This is a genomic window from Curtobacterium sp. MCPF17_051 (assembly GCF_003234595.1).
Classification (GTDB): domain Bacteria; phylum Actinomycetota; class Actinomycetes; order Actinomycetales; family Microbacteriaceae; genus Curtobacterium; species Curtobacterium flaccumfaciens.
This window is the reverse complement of sequence record NZ_QKSE01000022.1, coordinates 17,600-37,046: the sequence shown is the minus strand read 5'-3', so window position 1 is coordinate 37,046 and position 19,447 is coordinate 17,600. Positions and strand designations below refer to the sequence as shown.

The 19,447-nt window shown below is 70.5% G+C and carries 17 protein-coding genes; 7 read left to right on the top strand and 10 right to left on the bottom strand.

Translation table 11 applies throughout. From position 1 onward, the window contains the following. A complete protein-coding gene (opgC, locus tag DEJ35_RS15375) occupies positions 1–2,478 on the top strand; it encodes an OpgC domain-containing protein (protein ID WP_146244816.1) in 2,478 nt (825 codons plus the stop codon). 65 nt (positions 2,479–2,543) lie between these two features. Here the strand turns inward: opgC and DEJ35_RS15370 are convergent, their stop codons facing one another. The 8 genes from DEJ35_RS15370 to DEJ35_RS15335 all read right to left on the bottom strand — a co-directional run bounded on the left by DEJ35_RS15370 (position 2,544) and on the right by DEJ35_RS15335 (position 10,722). Continuing rightward, positions 2,544–3,425, bottom strand: a complete 882-nt coding sequence (locus DEJ35_RS15370) for a hypothetical protein (protein WP_111193083.1) — start codon at positions 3,423–3,425, stop codon at positions 2,544–2,546. Between the two features lie 114 nt (positions 3,426–3,539). Next, positions 3,540–4,163: a response regulator transcription factor gene (locus DEJ35_RS15365; protein WP_111123859.1), complete on the bottom strand. Its 624-nt coding sequence runs from the start codon at positions 4,161–4,163 to the stop codon at positions 3,540–3,542. After that, complete coding sequence (locus tag DEJ35_RS15360) at positions 4,160–5,533, bottom strand: ATP-binding protein (protein WP_111193082.1); 1,374 nt, start codon at positions 5,531–5,533, stop codon at positions 4,160–4,162. Before DEJ35_RS15360 ends, DEJ35_RS15365 begins: the two co-directional genes overlap by 4 nt. A gap of 181 nt (positions 5,534–5,714) precedes the next feature. Beyond that, positions 5,715–6,809: a Gfo/Idh/MocA family protein gene (locus DEJ35_RS15355; RefSeq protein WP_111193097.1), complete on the bottom strand. Its 1,095-nt coding sequence runs from the start codon at positions 6,807–6,809 to the stop codon at positions 5,715–5,717. A 5-nt stretch (positions 6,810–6,814) separates the two neighbouring features. Then, positions 6,815–7,606, bottom strand: coding sequence for a ThuA domain-containing protein (locus DEJ35_RS15350; RefSeq protein WP_110862640.1), 792 nt, complete (start codon positions 7,604–7,606; stop codon positions 6,815–6,817). A 32-nt stretch (positions 7,607–7,638) separates the two neighbouring features. Further along, on the bottom strand, positions 7,639–8,526 hold the full coding sequence (locus DEJ35_RS15345) for a carbohydrate ABC transporter permease (RefSeq protein ID WP_027464442.1): 888 nt from the start codon (positions 8,524–8,526) through the stop codon (positions 7,639–7,641). Beyond that, positions 8,519–9,484, bottom strand: coding sequence for a carbohydrate ABC transporter permease (locus DEJ35_RS15340; RefSeq protein WP_111033625.1), 966 nt, complete (start codon positions 9,482–9,484; stop codon positions 8,519–8,521). The genes DEJ35_RS15345 and DEJ35_RS15340 overlap by 8 nt, the downstream gene beginning before the upstream one ends. Before the next feature lie 2 nt (positions 9,485–9,486). Then, the gene (locus DEJ35_RS15335; RefSeq protein WP_110862642.1) at positions 9,487–10,722 is read right to left on the bottom strand and encodes an ABC transporter substrate-binding protein; all 1,236 of its coding nucleotides are present in this window, start codon (positions 10,720–10,722) and stop codon (positions 9,487–9,489) included. A gap of 201 nt (positions 10,723–10,923) precedes the next feature. Between DEJ35_RS15335 and DEJ35_RS15330 the strand changes: the two genes are divergently transcribed. From DEJ35_RS15330 to DEJ35_RS15315, 4 genes are all read left to right on the top strand, one after another. After that, positions 10,924–11,940: a LacI family DNA-binding transcriptional regulator gene (locus tag DEJ35_RS15330; protein ID WP_258370002.1), complete on the top strand. Its 1,017-nt coding sequence runs from the start codon at positions 10,924–10,926 to the stop codon at positions 11,938–11,940. 227 nt (positions 11,941–12,167) lie between these two features. Next, a complete protein-coding gene (locus DEJ35_RS15325; RefSeq protein ID WP_111091416.1) occupies positions 12,168–13,487 on the top strand; it encodes an ABC transporter substrate-binding protein in 1,320 nt (439 codons plus the stop codon). After that, a complete protein-coding gene (locus DEJ35_RS15320; RefSeq protein ID WP_181435602.1) occupies positions 13,484–14,452 on the top strand; it encodes a carbohydrate ABC transporter permease in 969 nt (322 codons plus the stop codon). Before DEJ35_RS15325 ends, DEJ35_RS15320 begins: the two co-directional genes overlap by 4 nt. After that, positions 14,452–15,300, top strand: a complete 849-nt coding sequence (locus tag DEJ35_RS15315) for a carbohydrate ABC transporter permease (RefSeq protein ID WP_027464448.1) — start codon at positions 14,452–14,454, stop codon at positions 15,298–15,300. Before DEJ35_RS15320 ends, DEJ35_RS15315 begins: the two co-directional genes overlap by 1 nt. Positions 15,301–15,395: 95 nt before the next feature. Here the strand turns inward: DEJ35_RS15315 and DEJ35_RS15310 are convergent, their stop codons facing one another. Then, positions 15,396–15,842, bottom strand: a complete 447-nt coding sequence (locus DEJ35_RS15310; protein WP_110862645.1) for a MarR family winged helix-turn-helix transcriptional regulator — start codon at positions 15,840–15,842, stop codon at positions 15,396–15,398. Between the two features lie 121 nt (positions 15,843–15,963). Here DEJ35_RS15310 and DEJ35_RS15305 point away from each other — a divergent pair, with 121 nt between their 5' ends. Further along, positions 15,964–16,947 carry a helix-turn-helix domain-containing protein gene (locus DEJ35_RS15305; protein ID WP_111091415.1) on the top strand — a complete coding sequence of 328 codons (984 nt, stop codon included), beginning with the start codon at positions 15,964–15,966 and terminating at the stop codon, positions 16,945–16,947. 13 nt (positions 16,948–16,960) lie between these two features. Here the strand turns inward: DEJ35_RS15305 and DEJ35_RS15300 are convergent, their stop codons facing one another. Then, positions 16,961–18,004 (bottom strand): LacI family DNA-binding transcriptional regulator, encoded by a 1,044-nt coding sequence (locus DEJ35_RS15300; protein ID WP_181420176.1) that lies wholly within the window; start codon positions 18,002–18,004, stop codon positions 16,961–16,963. Positions 18,005–18,150: 146 nt separating this feature from the next. Between DEJ35_RS15300 and DEJ35_RS15295 the strand changes: the two genes are divergently transcribed. Continuing rightward, positions 18,151–19,446: an ABC transporter substrate-binding protein gene (locus DEJ35_RS15295; protein ID WP_110862647.1), complete on the top strand. Its 1,296-nt coding sequence runs from the start codon at positions 18,151–18,153 to the stop codon at positions 19,444–19,446. Position 19,447: the final 1 nt, after the last annotated feature.

The following is a 19,447-nucleotide window of genomic DNA, read 5'->3' as shown; positions in this document are numbered from 1 at the left end:
GTGACCCGCGCGGTCGCCCTCATCGTCACGATCGCCACGCTCCTGCTCGGTGGTGCGCTGCCGGCGTCCGCTGCGTCCGTGCACCCGACGGCCGCCGTGCAGCCGGCCGAGGGGTCGACGTGGTTCGGCCCCGACCTCGACTGGGCCAGCGATTCGCCCGAAGGGTACGAGGGGCGGCTCGGCGCGACGCCGTCGATGTACGGGGTCTCCGTCGACTACCCGCTCGACCGCACGGCGAAGCAGGAGCTCCTCCGCTCGGCGCGTGCGGCGGCGACCCAGGGTGCGGTGCTCGTCGTGAGCCTCGAACCCGACCGCGAACTGCGGTCGCTCGACACCGCGGACACCCGTGCCGTCAACACCGTGTTCGAGGACCTGCACGACCAGTACGACACCCAGGTGCTCGTGCGGTTCGCACCGCAGATGAACGGCACGTGGGTCCGCTGGGGCCAGCAGCCGACGGAGTTCGTCCGGGCGTTCCGGGCGCTCGGCACGACCGTGCACGCGGGCACGTCGGACGCGCTCATGGTGTGGTCGCCGTCGTACGGTGCCGGCTACCCGTTCGGCGAGTCCGCCGGGCGGCTGCGGAACCTGTCCCCGGTCGACGTCGCGAAGGCGGACACGAACGGCGACGGACAGCTCACCGCCGCTGACGACCCGTACGGGCCGTACTGGCCGGGAGCCGAGGCCGTCGACTGGGTCGGGCTCTCGATGTTCTCGTACGGCAAGGGCGACCCGACCGAGGCCGCCGGCCGCGCCGTGCCGCTCACCCGCAGCGGTGAGGTCGAGGCCCGGTTCGACGAGGACTGGGGGTACGACCAACCCCAGTCGGGCACGTTCTACGACCGGTTCGCCGCGGCCGACGACCGCCCGATGCTCCTCGACACCGGCGCCCTGTACAACCGCGAGCTGCAGGGCGACGCCGAGCTCCAGGTCAAGCGGAGCTGGTGGCGGCAGGTGCTCGCCGCCGTGCAGGAGCGTCCGCTGATCCGGGGCATGACCGTGCTCGAGGCCGAGCGACGCGAGCCCGAGGCCGGCAACCGCGTGGCCGACTGGCGACTCACCGCGGACCCGGGCGTCGCGGAGTCCTTCCGCGCCGACCTCGAGGGATCCGGTGACTTCGCCTTCGGTCCGGTCACCGACCGCGTGACCGTGCAGCAGGGCAACGCCGCGATCTCCCAGGAGTACGAGACCGGCGGCGAGCAGATGGCGTGGATCGTCTGGCTGGCCGCCGGCCTGGCGATCGTGTTCCTGCTGAGCGGGGTGTTCGGCCGGCTCCTGCCGAGCTGGCGCTACCCCGACGACGGCAAGCCCGGCCGTGACCTGCGGCTCGACCTGTTCCGCGGGTTCATCATCCTCGCCGTGGTGATCACCCACATCGAGATCGGCGGGCCGTACTCGTACCTCACGCTGCACGCCGTCGGGGCGATCACCGGCGCCGAGATGTTCGTGTTCCTGTCCGGCATGGTCCTCGGCATGACGTACCCGTTCGCCGTGAAGAAGTTCGGCGAGTGGGCGGCGGCCGTCGGGGCGTGGAAGCGCGCGCGCAAGCAGTACGTCGTCACGCTCGTGGTGATCCTGGTGGTCTTCGCGCTGAGCTTCGTCCCGTTCCTGAACACCGACGCCATCACCACGTTCACCGACCGCGGCACGGGGACCGGCGGTGTCGATGCGGAGGGCCGGGTCTACGACCTGTACCCGAACGCGATGCAGCTGCTCGCCTACCCGCCGCCCTGGTACGCGATCCGGCAGTTCCTGCTGCTCGAGATGGGGCCGTGGCCGTTCAACATCATGGGCCTGTTCGTGGTGCTGAGCCTGTTCATCCCGGTGTTGATCTGGGTGATCCGCCGCGGGTTCTGGTGGGCGCTCCTCGCCGCCAGCTGGGCGCTGTACGTGTTCCAGGCGCTCAACCCGGAATTCCGTCCGCTGAACTCCCAGTTCGAGGCGGTGTTCCCCCTGTTCACCTGGCAGGTGGTGTTCACCCACGGGCTCGTGCTCGGGTACTACCGGCGGCAGATCGTCGGTGCGCTCACCGGGCGTCTCGGCAAGGTCCTGGTCGGCGTCGCCGTCGTCGGGTACGCGGCGTTCCTGGTCTACGTGTGGGCCGGCGACCACTTCGGGTTCACCCCGGTGCCGTTCCCGGCGACGATGTACGAGTCGCTGTACAACGCGGCGTACCAGCGGGTGGACCTGCAGTGGGGCCGCCTGGTGGACATCGCGTTCTTCGCGATCGTGTCCTACGCGATCCTCACGGTGTTCTGGAAGCCCATCGCCGCCGCCATCGGCTGGCTCTGGATCCCGCTCGGGCAGGCGAGCCTGTACGTGTTCGTCTGGCAGGTGTTCTTCGCCTTGGCGATCGCGTCGATCCCCGGAGTGCCGTGGGGCAACTTCTGGATCGGGTTCGTGGTGCACACGGCGCTGATCCTGCTGGCCTGGTACATGGTCCGCAAGAAGTTCCTGTTCTCCGTCATCCCGCGCTGATCACGAGCACGGACGGACAGGAGGCCCGTGGCGGCGTCGCCACGGGCCTCCTGTCCGTCATGCGCTCACGCGATCCGCGTGACGCCCAGCGGCGTCGGGTCCACGGGGTCCGGCGGGACCGGGAGCGACCCGCGGATCTGGTTCTGCGCCTGGCAGTCGCTGGTGCAGTTCGTCGCACCCTGCGACAGTTCGACGGCGTCCTCGCCGAGCACCCCGCCCAGCCGCCCGCCGGGCTGGACCGTCCACGTGGTGGTGGTCGTGGTCTGCGAGGTCTTCGTGGCGACCTGCGGGCTGTCCTTGCCGAGGAGCATCTGGTGGGCACCGCTGCCCGCGGACACCGCGGCCGTGCCGTCGCCGAAGTTGATCTTGCCCGTGTACGGGTTCGTGAAGTAGAACAGGCCCGCGCCGAGGGTGTGGGTGAACGTCACCGGCCCCGCGAACTCCGTCTCCATCTGGAAGACGCCGCCCTGGGCGCCGTCCTTCGCCTGGACCTTGAGCTTCCCGGCACCCGTCGAGAAGATCACCACGAGGGTGTCGTCCTTGACCTCGAGTGACGACAACTTCGTGCTGGCGAGCTGTGCGGCGGTGAGCGACGGGACCTTCGACGCGAACACCACGGTCGGCCTCGTCACCATCCGCTGGCTGTCCGGAGCGCCGGTCAGCGTGTAGTCGTACACGCCGAGGTCGGCGACCCGGATGTCGAAGCCGTTGTGCTTGCCCCGTACCGCGATCGTGCCGGAGACCGGGGTGTCGCGCACCCTGAGTTCCTTGCCCTGGGCGGGGTTCGTCGTGACCCCGTTCACGGTGACGGCGTAGTCGCCACCGGTCGAGGTCTTGCCGGACGCGTTCGCGGGGGAGACCCCGACGAGGGCAGCGGCGGCGACGGTGCCGAGGGCGATCGCGGCGACGATGCCGCTGCCGATCCTGCGTGAGCGCTGGGTGTGCATGGGTGCCTCCTGGTGGGCCTGTCTGGCCGGTACGACGATCGTCGTCGCCAGCCCGACTCCGCACCATCAGACCTTGGTACTAGTACCCGGTCAGCAGCGTTCGGCAGGGCACGGTCACCACCCGTGGTCGCGCGCCCACAGCGCGGCGCTCGTGCGGTCCGCGACGCCGATCCGCCGGAACAGCGACCCGACGTGCACCTTCACGGTGCGCTCCGCGATGCCGAGCTCCGTGCCGATCTGCCGGTTCGACATGCCCCGGGCGATGCGGACGAGCACGTCCCGTTCCCGGGGCGGGAGCTCCGGCCCCCGGTCCGCGACGGCTCCGGCGGCTGCACCGGGCAGGAGCGCCCGGGCCACCCGGGGGTCGATCGGCGTCTCGTCGCGCGCTGCGGCACGGACCGCCGCGACCACGTCGTCGGGCGCGGCGTCCTTGAGCAGGTAGCCCGTGGCGCCGGCCGCCAACGCGGCCCGCACCCGGTGGTCGTCCGAGAACGTCGTGATGACGAGGACCCGGACCGACGGCAGGAGCGCCCGCACCTGCCGGGTCGCCTCCACGCCGCCGGCACCGGGCATCGAGAGGTCCATCACGACGACGTCGGGACGGAGCGTCGGCACGAGCGACACCGCCGCTTCGCCGGTGGCTGCCTCGCCGACGACCTCGCAGTCGTCCGTGGTCGCGAGCACCGCGCGCAGCCCGCTCCGGACCAGCGCGTGGTCGTCGACCAGCAGGATCCTCACCGCAGGGCCTCCGCGTCGACGGGGACCTCGAGGTCCCAGGTGGTGCCGGCACCCGGAGCGGTCCGGAGCAGCAGGGACCCGCCCGTGTCCTCGGCGACCTCGCGCAGCAGGGTCGTGCCGAGGTGTCCGGTGCGGCCGCCTTCGATGACCACGGCGGGGTCGAAGCCCGCCCCGTCGTCGTGCACGACCACCCGGACCGAGCCGCCGGCCTGCGTCACCGTGACGTCGACCCGGCCCGCACCGGAGTGCTTGACGACGTTCCAGACGGCCTCACGGACGAAGCGCACGACCGCGAGCAGCGCGCCGGGGGACGCGTCGACCGCGTCCGGCACCCGCACGGTGGTCGCGAGCCCCGCTGCGCGCGCGCGGGCACAGGCGTCGTCGAGGGCGGCGCCGAGTCCCTCGGGCGTCGGCGCCGCCGGCCGGATCGTCGCCATCGAGGTCCGCAGCGACGACACTGCACCCCGGAGCACGGTGGCGGCGTCGCGCGTGGCGGGATCGGCACCGAGGGACAGTGCGAGTCCGGCGACGTCCTGCACCGGTCCGTCGTGCAGTTCGGCGGCCATCCGACGGCGTTCCGCGGCCTCGGCGTCGAGCGCGCGACCGAGCAGCCGCTCCCGCAGGCGCTGCCCGGAACGGATCCGCAGCAGCAACCCGAGCAGCAGCGGCACCAGGAGCGCGAGCACCACCGCCACCGTGCCGAAGGCCAGGACGGCGAACGACCGCCGCAGGTCCGCGGCGCGCGCGAGCACCTGGTCGTACGGCTGGTACGCCTCGAACAGCAGCGCCTCGCCGGACGGCGTGTGCACCGCCTGGTAGGCCTCGAGCAGCGGCCCGCGCCCGCGCTCGTAACGGTTCTCCGGCTCGGTCAGGTCGGACACCTCGGCGTCGGACCGGTCCGACTCCAGCGCCTCAAGGTCCTCGTCGGACAGCGGGAAGCGCTCGCCGACCAGTCGACGTTCGTCCGACCAGAGCACCGTGCCGTCGGCCGCCCAGAGCTTCATCCGGACCGCCGATCCGGTGCGCAGCTCACCGGCCACCGCGTCGTCCAGGCGCGTCCGTGCGGCAGCCCGGTCGACGGCGGACCGGGACGGGTCGGCGACCGCGTCGAGCAGTGCGGGTTCGACCACGACGCGTGCGAGCGCCGCGGTGTCGCTGGTCGCGTCACGGACGGCGAACGACTCCGCGATGCGCTGCGCCACCAGCGTGCCGGCGGTCGCGACCGCGGCGCCGCCGACGACCGCGGCGAGCACGACGCCGACCAGGACGAGCCGCCAAGGAGTCCGGCCGGTCCGCCGGCGCGGGTCGGCCGCGACGAGCACGACCGGCTCCGCCGCCGTGTCACTGTCCGACGACCGTTGTCCGTGCACCCGGACACCGTAACCGGCGGCGTCCCCGCCGAGCGCGCGCGGGGCCCGGATCGCCGCAGAACGCAGGCCTGGAGGCCCGTGGCGGCGTCGCCACGGGCCTCCAGGCCTGCTCGGGGTGCGTCGTACCGCACGTGGTGAGCAGGAACGGTCGGGTCGCCGCGCGCGACCCGACCGTTCCTGCTCACGAAGCGGGCAGCCGCTCGCGCAGGGCGCCGCGGACCGACTCCCACCCCGCCAGGCGGTCGCGGATCGCGTCGTCCTGCTCGGCGGCCAGGGCGTCCCGGTGCGCCTGTTCGAGCACCTCGTCGATGACGACCCGGCGACCGCTGCGGGCCGAGGTGATGGCCGCGTCGACCATGGTCAGACTCATCACGTTGCCGTGCACCTCGCCGTCCGGCACCTCGCCGGAGCGGACCGCCCGGACGAAGGACGCCAACGACCCGGCGATCTCGTGCCCGACCGACGGCGCAGCGGCAGGGGAACCGGGGGTGCCGTCGAGGTCGCTCGACGGGTGGTGGTCGCCGTCCCAGAGTGCCGTGCCGGCCGCTCCGGAGGCACGCCAGTCGCCGTTCCACGAGGTCTCGGCACCCGGCGCGCACCACGAGCCGTCGTAGACGTAGCGGACGTCGTCCTCGAACGTGAAGACGGCTGCCGCGGCCGCGTCGCCCCGGTACCAGGACCACGACGGGTTCCACGACTCGCAGTACACCGACACCGGGTCGCGTTCGAGCACGTACCGGGCGGAGTCGAAGGCGTGGATGGCCATGTCGAGCAGCAGGACGTCGTCCATCTCCTCGCGGAAACCACCGAAGTGCGGAGCCTTCGCGAACCGGGTGCTCAGCCCGCCCACGGCACCGAGGTCGCGGACGTGCTGCCGGAACGCGACGAGCTGGTCGTTGTAGCGGCGGGACTGCGACACCATGAACAGCTTGCCGGTGGCCTCGGCGGCGGCGGCGAGCGACAGCGCCTCGGCGACGGTCTGCGCGGCCGGCTTCTCGCCGAGCACGGGGAGCCCTGCACGGAGCGCCTGCAGCGTGACCGGGTGGTGCGCGACCGGCACGGTGATGTCGAGGACGGCCTCGGCACCGGTCTCGGCGGCCAGCACGGTCAGGTCCGTGCCGACCGGGATCGACGGGTCACCGGTGTGCTCGGCCCCGGCGCGGGCGGCGTCGAGGTCGAGGTCGACGATGCCGACCAGCTCGACCTCGGGGTCGGCTGCGACGGTGGCGAGCCAGGCCCGCCCCATCCCGCCGGCGCCGACCTGCAGGACGCGCAGCGGGCTCACGCGTCGACCGCTTCCGGCTCGGCGTCGTCGAACGGGCCGCGGTAGTGCTGCCCGTCGAAGTACTCGCCCAGGTCGTAGCGGCGGAGCGTCGGGATCTCCCGCTCGCGCTCGGGCCGGGCCCACTCGGCGCCGTTCGCGATCACGCGACGGACGTCCGGGTGGTGGTAGACGGGGAAGTCCTGGTCACCTGGGGAGAAGTAGAAGATCTTCCCGAGTCCGCGGCGGTACGTCATGCCGCTCCGGAACACCTCGCCGCCGGTGAAACCCGAGATGAACACGAGCTCGTCGGGCGTCGGGACGTCGAAGTACTCGCCGTACATCTCCTGCTCGGGGATGACGATCGGGTTCGGCACCCCCCGGGTGATCGGGTGCTGCGGGTTGACGGTCCAGACGAGCTCCTGGTCGTGCTCGCTGCGCCAGCGGAGGGTGCAGGTGGTGCCCATCAGCTTGCCGAAGATCTTCGACCAGTGGCCGGAGTGCAGGACGAGCAGCCCCATGCCGGAGAGCACGTGCCGGTGCACCCGGTCGACCACGGCGTCGTCGACGTCCTGGTGTGCGGCGTGCCCCCACCAGGTGAGGACGTCGGTGTTCGCGAGGACCTCGTCGGTGAGGCCGTGCTCGGGCTCCTGCATGGTGGCGGTCCGGACGACGGCCTCGGGCAGGTGCTCGCGGATGCCGTCCGCGATCGCGCCGTGCATGCCGTCGGGGTAGCGCTCGGCGACGTGCTGCTCGACCTGTTCGTGGACGTTCTCGCCCCAGACGGTGATGCGGAGCGGGGTGGTGGTCATGGTGTGTGCCTTTCGGGGGTGGTGGGACCCGGTCACTTGACTGCGCCGCCGGTGGCCCCGGCGGCGATGAACTTCTGCGCCACGAGCAGCAGCACGATGGCGGGGATCGAGGCCATCACCGCGGCGGCCATGACGGTCGACCAGTCGGCGGTGAAGGTGCCGATGTAGTTGTAGATGCCGAGCGTGATCGGCCGGACGTCCTCGGTGGTGGTGAGGGTCAGGGCGAACAGGAAGTCGCTCCAGGTGAACAGGAACGTGAACAGTCCGGCGGTGATCAGGGCGTTGGCGCTGATCGGCACGACGACCGAGCGGAAGGCCCGGAAGTTGCCGGCACCGTCGACCTTCGCGGCCTCGATGATCGACGGCGGGATGTTCTGCATGAACGCGCGCATGATCAGGATCGCGAAGGGCACGCCGGCGGTGCTGTCGGCCAGGATCAGCCCCGGCACGGTGTTGAGCAGACCGAGGTCGTTGTACGCCGCGTACAGGGCGTTCGCGACGACGATGCCCGGGATCATCTGCGAGATGAGGATGCCGAACAGCACCGCGTTGATGCCCTTGACCTTGAACTGGGCGAGCGCGTACGACGCCGGCGTCGCGATGAGCAGACTGACGACGACGCTGCCCAGGGCGATCACCAGGCTCGTGACCAGGGCGCCGCCCTGGTCGGCGATCGCCTGCGCGTAACCGCCGAGCTGCGCGTTGATCGGGAACCAGGCGGCCTCGATGGCGGAACCGGCCGGCTGCAGGGAGATGTTGATCATCCAGTAGACGGGGAACAGCATCACGGCGAGGATCAGGATCCCGACGCCGGACAGCACCCACTGCTTCGCGCTCGTGGGACGGACGGGTCGCCGGGTGCCGCGGGTGACCACCGCGCGGGTCCGGAGGACGTCGTTGGTGGACGCTGCGTCAGTCATCGACGGCCTTCCTGTTGAGGCGGAGGTAGACGATCGCGAACAGCGCGGAGATCACGATGAGGATGTTGCTCAGCGCGGCGCCCTGCCCGAAGTCGAACTGCTTGAACGACAGGTCGTAGGACTGGGTCGCGATGGTCTGGGTGGCGTTCGCCGGCCCGCCGTTCGTCAACCCGAGGATGATGTCGAGCACCTTGATCGTGTAGACGACGCCGAGCACGAGCGTGACGCTCACGACGGGTCGCAGCATCGGCCAGGTGATCGCCCAGAAGGCCTTCCACCCGGTCGCGCCGTCGAGTGCAGCTGCCTCGTACAGCTCGGTGGGGATGTCCTGCAGACCGCCGTACAGGATCGTGGTGTTGAAGGGGATCCCGATCCAGATGTTCACCGCGATGACGGTGATGAGCGCCACGGCGGGACTCGTCAGCCACGGGACCGACGGGATGCCGAAGGTGCCGAGGAACTGGTTGACGACGCCCGAGTCCTGGTCGAGCATCCACTTCCAGACCGCGCTCGAGACGATGAGCGGCAGCAGCCAGGGGAGCAGGAGCAGGGAGCGCAGGAGGCCGGACAGCGGGAAGTTCCGGCGGAAGAACAGGGCGAGCAGCAGGCCGAGGACGAACTGGCCGACGATCGACCCGATCGTGAACAGCGCCGTGTTGAGCATCGCCGTGCCGAACAGCTGGGACGACACGACCGAGGCGTAGTTCGCCAGGCCGACCCACGGTGCCTCGCCCGTGTAGAACGTCGACGTCGTGTACGCCTGGAAGCTCATGACGATGTTCTTGACCACGGGGTAGCCGAAGAACAGCAGCAGGAAGAGGACGGCCGGCAGCAGGAACAGCAGCTGCGCGATCCGTTCGAAGCGCAGCGAGCGGCCCGGGCGGGGCCGCCGGGACGGAGCGGGTGCTCCGTCCCCGGCGGCCCGCCGTGGGGCGACGGGGGTCGCGGTGCTCGTCATGCTCAGTTGCTCGACTGCGCGTTCCGCAGGGCGTCGGCCGGGGAGTCCTGCCCGGTCAGCGCCGACTGCACGGCCGTGTAGATCTTCGTCGCGGCCTTGGGCCAGTCGGCACCGAGCTCGCCGGTGCGGGCACGGGCGTCGGCGACGAGGTCGACGAACACCTGCTCCTCGGGGACGTCCTTGCCGAACTGCTGGGCGACGTCGGTCTTCGAGGGGATCGTGTACCGCAGCTTCGCCATCGCGAGCTGGTTCGCGTCGCTGTTCATGCAGTCGACGATCTTGGCGGCGACGGCCTGCTTCGCCTTGTCACCGGTGTTCGGGACGGTCCAGACCTCGCCACCGAGCGGGGCCACGGCCTTGTCGCTGGCGGACTGCACGGGGATCTGGGCGATCCCGTAGTCGACCTTCGACTCCTTCAGGCCGGGGATCTGCCACGGGCCGTTGATCATCATCGCGGCCTTGCCGGCCATGAACTGGTCGTTCACGTCGGCCTGGGTCCAGTTCACGACGCTCTTCGACATCGAGCCGTCGTCGACCAGGCCCTTCCAGAGCGACAGTGCTTCCTCGGTCTCCGGGGTCGCGATGTCCTTCTCGTCGCCGCCGTTCGACCACATGAACGGCAGGAACTGCCAGGTGCCCTCGTACGTGGCGTTGGCGTCGACGGCGAACCCGTACTGGTCGCCCTCGGTCAGCTTCGCCGCGGCGGACTGCAGCTCGTCCCACGTCTTCGGCGGGGTGACACCGGCCTCGGACAGCGCCTTCTTGTTGTAGAAGAGCGCGATGGTGTTCACGGTGGGGGCGAGGCCGTAGACCTGGTCCTCGTAGGTCCCGGCCTGCAGCACGCCCTTGGCGTAGCCGTCCGTCGAGATGTCGTAGTCGGACAGCGGCGACAGCGCACCGGTCTCGGCGATCTGCTGCAGATCCGGGTTGTCGAGCATCAGGACGTCCGGCAGGGTCTTCGACGACGCCTGCTGCAGGACCTTCTGGATGAGCGACGAGCCGGGGACCAGGCTGCGCTTGATGGTGACGTCGTTCTCGGCCCCGCACTTGTCGAGGTACTCGCCGATGACCTTCTTGTCGTTGCCCTGGTTGTAGTAGTCGAGCACGGTGATGGAGTCCACCTTGCCGCCGGAGCTCGCGGACGAGCCGCCGGAACAGCCGGCGAGGACGAGGGGGACGGTCGCCAGCATGGCGACCGCGCTGAGGACCGGGGCGATCCTGCGGTGTCGAGGCTTCATTGCTTCGCTCTTCTCTGGATGGTTGCCGGACACGAGTCGAACGTGTCGCTCGTGGATCGGGGACGACCGGACCAGAACCGCTCCGTCGCGTCCCGAGTGGGGTCGAAACTAGCATCGAAGCGGTTAGATGGTAAAGCGCTTAGACGAACTTTTTCGGGCACCGCCCCCGCTACAGTGAGCGGGACAGGGTGAGGGAGCGGCATGGCGACGATGCAGCAGGTCGCCGACCGGGCGGGCGTCTCGATCGCGACGGTGTCCTTCGTCGTGAACGGCAACAAGCGCGTGTCCGCCGACACCCGTGCCAGGGTCACGGCGGCGATGCGTGAGCTCGGCTACCGGAACAACGTGGTCGCCCGGGCACTGGCGTCGCGCCGCACCCGGATCCTCGCGCTCGTGTTCCCGGTGCTCGAGCACCGGCTCGGCCAGACCGCGCTGCAGTTCTTCACGAGTGCCGCGAGCCGCGCCTCGGAGCTCGGGTACCACCTGGTGCTCTGGCCGGCGGTGACGACGGCGGACGACGTGCAGGACCTCATCTCGGGCGGTCTCGCCGACGGGGTCGTGGTGATGGAGGTCACGATGCACGACCCCCGGATCGGCCGCCTGACCGAACTCGAGGTCCCGTTCGTCGCGATCGGCCGCACCGCCGACCCCTCGGGCATCTCGTACGTGGACATCGACTTCGAGCGCACCGTCGAGGACGCCCTCGACCACCTCACCGGGCTCGGGCACCGTCGGATCGGCCTCGTGGTCGAGGACCTCGACGGCACGTCGATGGCCGACTACGGCCCGAAGGTCCGCTCCGAGGCGGCGTTCCGCGCCGGCATCGCGAGCCGCGGCCTCACCGGTACCGTGGTCGCCGCCGGTGCCTCCGCCGAGGGAGGGCGCCGTGCGGCGGGGGACCTGCTGGCGCGCGACCCCGACGTCACGGCCGCGATCATCATGAAGGACGACTCGAACTTCGGGCTCGTCAGCGGGTTGCGGGCCGGCGGGCGCCGGGTGCCCGAGGACGTCTCGGTCATCGCGATCGTGTCCTCCGACGGCGCCGGCGCGGCGACCGAACCGGTGCTCACGACGCTGAACGCCCCCGGGCCGGAGCTCGGCCGCCTGGCGGTCGAGTCGCTGGTCGACCGCCTCGAGGGCGGCAGCACCGAGCGCACGCACACGCTCATCCCGTGCGCCCTGCACCTCGCCGGATCGACGGCCCCCGCCCCCGCTTGACCCCTGCCGGTCTGGAGGCACGGGTCGGCGCCGCCACGCGCCTCCAGGCAGCCGCCAGCCACGTTCCGGGCTGCGCGACAGTCCACGGATCCCCGAGCGCGTGAGGTGTCGTCCAGACCGAAAGGTGCCCGGCACGGCACCGCCGCCGGCGCCCCTGCCGGACAGACCAGGCTCCGCCTGGTTGTGTGGACGTACAGGTTCGCAGCACCACACGTCGAGGAGGACGGATGGCAATCGACCGGAGGACGTTCATGCTCGGGGGAGCGGGGGTGCTGCTGCTCGCCGGCTGCTCCACCCGACCCGAGCGCACGCGGGTCGAGGACTGGCCGACCGAACCGCCCGAGGGCGAGGCGACGATCAGCTGGTGGGCCGGGCAGGTCGCCTCGAAGGACGGCGGTGACCTGCGGCGCCGGCTCATCGCGGAGTTCCAGGAGGAGCACCCGAACATCCGCGTCCGGATCGTCAGCGCCCCGAGCGACACCGACACGAACCGCACCAGCCTGACGACCCAGATCGCGGCGGGCAGCAGCACACCGGACGTCTACCTCGGTGACGTCGCCTGGCCCGGGCAGTTCGCGAAGAACAAGCTCGCGACCCCCGTGAACCAGCTCGTCGGCGAGGACTTCTTCGACCAGTTCCCCGAGGGCCTGCGGCTGGCGGCGAGCGTCGACGGGACCTACTACATGTTCCCGCTGTACATCGACGAGTCGTTCTTCCTGTACCGGAAGGACCTGCTCGCGAAGCACTCCCTGCAGGTGCCGGGGTCGTGGGAGGAGGTGCGCGAGACCGCCGCGAAGCTCGTCGACACCGGCGACGTGTCGTACGGGTTCGCGTTCCAGGGCGACGTGTACGAGGGACTGACCTGCAACGTCACCGAGTTCGTCGCCGACGCCGGCGGTTCACTGCTCAACGACGACCTCACGGCACCTGCGACGACGAGCTCCGAGACCAAGCGCGCGTTCGAGTTCATGCGGTCGCTGGTGACATCGGGAGCGTCGCCACGGGCCACCCTGACGTACCAGGAGCAGGACACCAACGACGCCTTCTCCGGCGGCCGCGCGGCGTTCCTCCGCAACTGGTCGTACGCGTGGGGGATCGCGAACGGCCCGGACAGCCGGGTCGCCGGCAAGGTGGGTCTCGCCGCCCGGCCGACGTTCGACGGCATGGACGAGCACCACTCGACGATCGGCGGGTGGGGGAACTACATCAACCCGCACACGCAGGAACCCGCGGCGGCACTGACCTTCGCACGCTGGATGTCGAGCGAGACCGCACAGCAGTTCCTGACCCGTGAGGGCGGTGTCCTGCCGGCCCGGTCGGCGAGCCTCGTCAGTGCGGACGCCAAGCGCCAGGAGCGCCCGACCTACGACACGGCGGCGGGCATCACGCTCGTGCCCCGTCCGACCTCGACCGCCTACTACCCGAAGGTGTCGCAGGGCGTCTACCAGAACGGCAACAGCATCCTCGGCGGGCAGGCGACCGTCGACGGCGGTACCAGCGCGATGGCCTCCGCCATCTCGCTCGCCCTGCAGGGAGCGGCGCTGTGAGCGCCGGCACGGCGACACGACCGGCACGGCCTGGAGGCACGGGTCGCGTCGATCCGCCACCCCGGCCGACGGGGCGGTCGCGTCTCGACCGCATCCGCTCGCGGGGCGCGTGGGGCTTCGCGGCCCCGGCGCTCCTGGTGGTCGCGGCGGTGACGATCTTCCCGGTCGTGTACTCGGTGGTCCTGAGCTTCGCGGACGTCGAGGTCGGCTACGAGGGCTTCACGATCCAGTCGTTCGGGCTCGACAACTACGCGGCACTGCTGCAGAGCGCCGACTGGTACCGGGCGCTCGGCTTCACGGTGCTCTACACGGTGGTGACGGTGTCGGTCGAGCTCGTGCTCGGCATGCTCGTCGCGCTGGTGCTCGAGCGCCTCGGGGCCACCCGCGGCTGGATGCTCGCGCTCATGCTCATCCCGTGGTCGCTCGTCACCATCGTGAACGCGCAGCTGTGGAAGTACATCTACGACAGCACCTACGGCGTCGCGACGTGGTTCTTCGGGTTGTTCGGGGAGGCCCCGGTGATCCTCGGCGAACCGGTGCCCGCGATCACCGGGCTGATGGTCGCGGACATCTGGAAGACGACACCGTTCGTCGCGATCATCCTGCTCGCCGGGCTCGTGCAGATCTCCGAGGACCACTACGAGGCCGCCGAGCTCGACGGCGCGAGCACCTGGCAGACGTTCTGGCGCGTGGTGCTGCCACAGCTCACGCCGACCCTGACGATCGCGGTGCTGTTCCGCATCCTGCAGGCCTTCGGCGTCTTCGACCTGCCGTTCGTGCTGACGAACGGCGGACCGGGCACCGCCACCCAGTCGCTCGCGATCATGGGCTACAAGGTGCTCTTCCAGGACATCAACATCGGACCGGGCGCGGCGATCGCGACCTCCACCGCGGTCATCGTCGCGGCCGGGTGTCTGCTGTTCCTCCGGGCGTTCCGGAACCAGGCGAAGGGAGGGGACGACTGATGCCCCGTCAACGTGTGCGCAAGGGCTGGCGGAAGTGGGTCAACACCGTCAACGTCAGCGGTGTCGTCATCGCGGTGCTCACCGCACTGCCGCTCTACTGGCTCGTCACGACGTCGCTCAAGCCGGCGTCCGAGATCGGGCAGTCGCCGCCCACCGTCTGGCCGCAGTCGTTCACCTTCGACAACTTCGTGGTGGCCTTCCGCGACAACGCGCTCGGCCAGTACATGGTGAACAGCGTCATCGTGTCGGTGTCGACCACGGTGATCGTGCTCGCGCTGGCGTTCCTCGCCGGGTACGCCCTGGCCGGCCGGTTCATCCGGGGGCGAACGGCGATCATGACCTCGCTGCTCATGCTGTCGGTGTTCCCGGCGATCGCGGTGCTGACGCCGCTGTACCTGCTCGAGCGCAACCTGGGGCTGCTCAACTCGTACCCGGGCCTGATCGTGCCGTACGTGGCGTTCAACCTGCCGTTCGCCATCTGGATCATGCGGAACTACCTGCAGGGGATCCCGTCGACGATCGAGGAGGCGTCCGAGATCGACGGCGCCGGGGCATGGCGGACCGTGCTGTCGGTGATCCTGCCGATGGCGAAGCCGGGCCTGTTCACGGTCGGCGTCTTCACCTTCACGGCGTCGTGGAGCGAGTTCCTGATGGCGCTGACCTTCAACAGTGAGAACTCGTTCCGGACGATCCCGGTCGGCATCGCGCTCTTCGGGACGCAGTTCACGGTGCCGTTCGCGCAGATCTTCGCCGCGAGTGTCGCTGCGACGGTGCCGATCGTCATCCTGGTGCTCGTGTTCCGTCGCTCGATCGTGTCCGGTCTGACCTCCGGCGCGGTGAAGGGGTGACGGGTGTCCGGCATGCGGAGATAGGTAGGGAACTTACCTAGCTGCGCATGCTGGACATTCGTCAGGGCGTCGTCCTGACCGCCCGTAACCTGCCGTCAGGGGCTCGGTGCGCCGAGATCGACGGCCGCGACGATGCGGTCGATGATCCGCACGAACCTGGCCCGCTCCCGTTCCGAGAAGGAGGCCATCAGGTCGTGCAGGTGCTTGTTCGTGCCGTCCATCGCGCGCGCGTAGTCGCGGCGGGCAGCATCGGTCAGCTCGATGTGCCGGCTGCGGCCGTCATCCGGGTTCGGGATACGACTGAGGTGTCCGCTGTGCTCGAGTCGGTCCACCATGCCGGTGACCGCCGGGCCGGTGAGCCCCAGGTGCTTCGACAGGTCCTTCACGCGCACCGTCCGGCCCGCTTCCTCGGCGCGCGAGACGAACTGCAGCAGCGTCAGGTCGCCGCCGGAGACTCCGAGCTCGTCGCGCAGGCGCCCGCGCAGTTCGGAGACCGCGGCCTCGAGCCGGGTCAGAGCCGCGTCCAGGTCGACATCGCTCACGACAACGCCCCCTCTGCACGGGTCTCGTCCGGATCACGATACGCCGCAGTCACCGCCCCAGCGTATCCACATAACGCGAAGCGTGGAACGGTTCAGGTGGCGATGACGGATTCGGGGCACCGTGGCTGACCCCGTCCCGACTCCGCAGTCCGCTTCCCGCGCCGGTGAACCGGTCCGTTTCGAGGTCTCCGGCGGGGACCCCGACTCGGCCGAGCGCGACCTCGCCGCCGTCCACGGCGCCGATCGGTGGTCCGTCCGGCGCATCGACGACGACTTCTCCTACCGGTACACGGCCGTCGGGGACTCCGACGTGAGCATCCGGCGTTCGCAGCTCCGCGGTGCCGTGCGCGGCTCGGTGCCCGTCGGCACCGACTACGTGGTGACGTGGATCACCAGCGGGACCGCGCACCTGGACTCCGGGCGCGTCCGGATGGAGTTGCGCCGCGACGTCCCCGTGCTCCTGCCGCCCGAGGACGACTTCGTGTTCACGGCCGAGGACCACGACCAGCGGTTGGTGCACTTCGGGCGGGAGTACGTGCACCGCGTCGCGTTCGAGCACCTGGAGGTCGACGCCGCACCACTGCGGTTCGACCCCACCCGCGCGCCGGAGCCCGACACGGCGGAGCGCTGGCAGGGGGCGCTCCTGGCGCTGTCCCGGGCGCTGCGCGCCGAGGGGCCCGACTCGGACGCGTGGCACGAGGCCAAGCGGTCGGCGGCCACCGCGTTCCTGGACACCTTCCCGCCGCAGGCCGACGACCTGCCCGCGGTGCTCGGCCTGCCCCGGAACGCCCGGCTGCGGGCAGCAGTGGAGTACATCCACGCGCACGCCGCCGAGCCGGTCACCGTCCAGGAGCTGTCCGAGGTCGCCGGCCTGAGCGTGCGGTCGGTCCAGGAGTCGTTCCGCCGGGTGTTCGACGTGTCGCCGCTGACCTACCTGCGCGAGGTCCGGCTCGACCGGGTGCGCGGGGAACTGCTCGAGCTCGACCCGCAGGCCGGGGTCGTCGGCGACGTCGCCCGACGGTGGGGGTTCGCCCACCTCGGCCGGTTCTCGGCGGCGTACGCTGCCCGGTTCGGCGAGTACCCGAAGCAGACCCTGCGCCGCTGACGACGGCGGGTGCTCAGCGGCCGGGTGCCGGCCTCGGCGCGGGGCCCGTGCTCGCCCGCACGCGCAGGGTCGTGGGGAGCCGGACGTGGTCCGTGGTCGGTTCGCCACGGAGCATCGTCAGGAGCATCTGCACGGCGTGTGACCCGAGCTCGGCGAGCGGCTGCGACACCGTGGTGAGCGGCGGGGTCGTGGTGGACGCCTGCGGCACGTCGTCGAAGCCGACGACGGACAGGTCCTGGGGCACGCGGAGCCCGAACTCGGCCGCGGCGCGGAGCACGCCGATCGCCGACGAGTCGTTCGCGGCGAACACCGCGGTGGGGCGGTCGGCGAGGGCCAGGAGCTCACGGGCGACGGCCGCGGACTGGTCCTCCTGGTAGCCGCCGTCACGCAGCAGGCACTCGTCGACCGTGATGCCCGCGGCCGTCAGGGCCGAGCGGTACCCGGCCGCGCGCAGCTGGGCGGAGGCCAGGTCGGCGCGTCCCTGCAGGTGCGCGATGCGAGTGTGTCCGAGTGCGAGCAGGTGTTCGACGGCCTGCACCGCGCCGGCCTCGTTGTCGGCGTCGACGGTGGCGTGCCCTTCCGGCCCGGTGTGCGGGTCGATCGCCACGACGGGGATCGACGAGCTCGACAGTGCCGTGGTCGGGGTGACGACGATCGCGCCGTCGATCAGGGTGCCGGAGAGGCGGGACAGCGACCGGCGCTCCCACCCGGGTCGGTCGGCGCCGGTCATCAGGCCGGCGTAGGCGAGCAGCTCGTAGCCGGTGCCGGTGGCCGCCCGCGAGATGCCGCGGAGCAGCTCGGTCGAGAACGGCTCGAACTCGGGCACCAGGATGCCGACGACCCCGGTCCGCGAACTCCGCAGGCTCCGGGCGACCAGCGAGGTCTCGTACCCCAGGTCCTCGACCACCTGCTGCACGCGGAGCATCGTGGCGGGTGCGACGCCGTCCCGCTGGTTGATCACCTTGGACACCGTCGGGATCGACACCCCGGCCACCCGCGCCACGTCGCCGATCGTCACCCGGCCGGCACCGGGACGCGCGCCGAGTGCCGAGTCCATGTGCACACCGTACCGCTGCGGCACCATGCAATCGAGTAAGAAAACGTTATCGATATCGATTGACACCGGCCCGGAGCAGCAGGCATGCTCTCCGCAGCGGCAGTCGATGTCGCGCATGTCAACGACGACACTTCAGGAGTTCCACGATGACGAGGAAGATCCGTGCCGCGGCAGCCATCGCGCTGATCGGGGCGACAGCACTGGTGGCCAGTGGGTGCTCGGCGGGCAGCGATGCCTCCGAGGACGGCGGGAAGGTCACGATGACCTTCTGGCACAACTCGACCACCGGACCGGGCAAGGCCTACTGGGCCTCGACGGTCAAGGCGTTCGAGGAGAAGTACCCGAACGTCACCATCAAGACCCAGGCGATCCAGAACGAGGACCTGGACGGCAAGCTCCAGACCGCCCTCAACTCCGGCGATGCCCCCGACGTGTTCCTGCAGCGCGGCGGCGGCAAGATGGACGCGATGATCGCTGCCGGGCAGCTCATGGACATCTCCGACTCCATCAGCGCCGACGCGAAGAAGTCCATCAGCGCGGGCACGTTCGCCGGGTACGAGAAGGACGGCAAGACGTACGCCATGCCGGGCGCGGTGCTCCCCGAGGGCATCTGGTACTCGAAGGACCTGTTCAAGGAAGCCGGTATCGAGGGCACGCCCACGACCATGGACGAGCTGAACGACGCGATCACGAAGCTCAAGGCCAAGGACATCGACCCGGTCGCCGTCGGCGCGAAGGACGCCTGGCCGGCCGCCCACTGGTACTACAACTTCGCGCTCCGCGAGTGCAGCCAGAAGACGCTCGAGGACGCCGCGGAGTCGCTGAAGTTCGACAACGCCTGCTGGACGAAGGCGGGCGAGCAGCTCGAGGACTTCAACGCCACCAAGCCGTTCAACAACGGCTTCCTGACCACCGCCGCACAGCAGGGCGCCGGCAGCTCCGCCGGTCTCCTCGCCAACCACAAGGCCGCGATGGAGCTCATGGGTGCGTGGGACCCGGGCGTGATCGCGTCGCTGACGCCGGACGCCAAGCCGCTGCCCGACCTCGGCTGGTTCCCGTTCCCCGCGATCGACGGCGGCAAGGGTGACCCGAAGTCGATGATGGGTGGTGTCGACGGCAACTCCTGCTCGGCGCAGGCCCCGAAGAAGGCGTGCACCGACTTCCTGAACTTCATCGTGCAGAAGGACAACCAGGAGGGCTACTACAAGGCCTTCAACGCCATCCCGGTGAACAAGGAAGCCCAGTCGGTCGTCGACTCGGACTACCTCAAGTCGGCCCTGGCCGCCTACCAGGAGGCCCCGTTCGTCTCGCAGTACCTCGACACCCTGTACGGCCAGAACGTCGGCAACGCGCTGAACACCAGCGTGGTCGACCTGCTCGCCGGCAAGGGCGACGCGAAGGACATCGTCGAGACCACCAACCAGGCTGCGGCCAAGGGCTGAG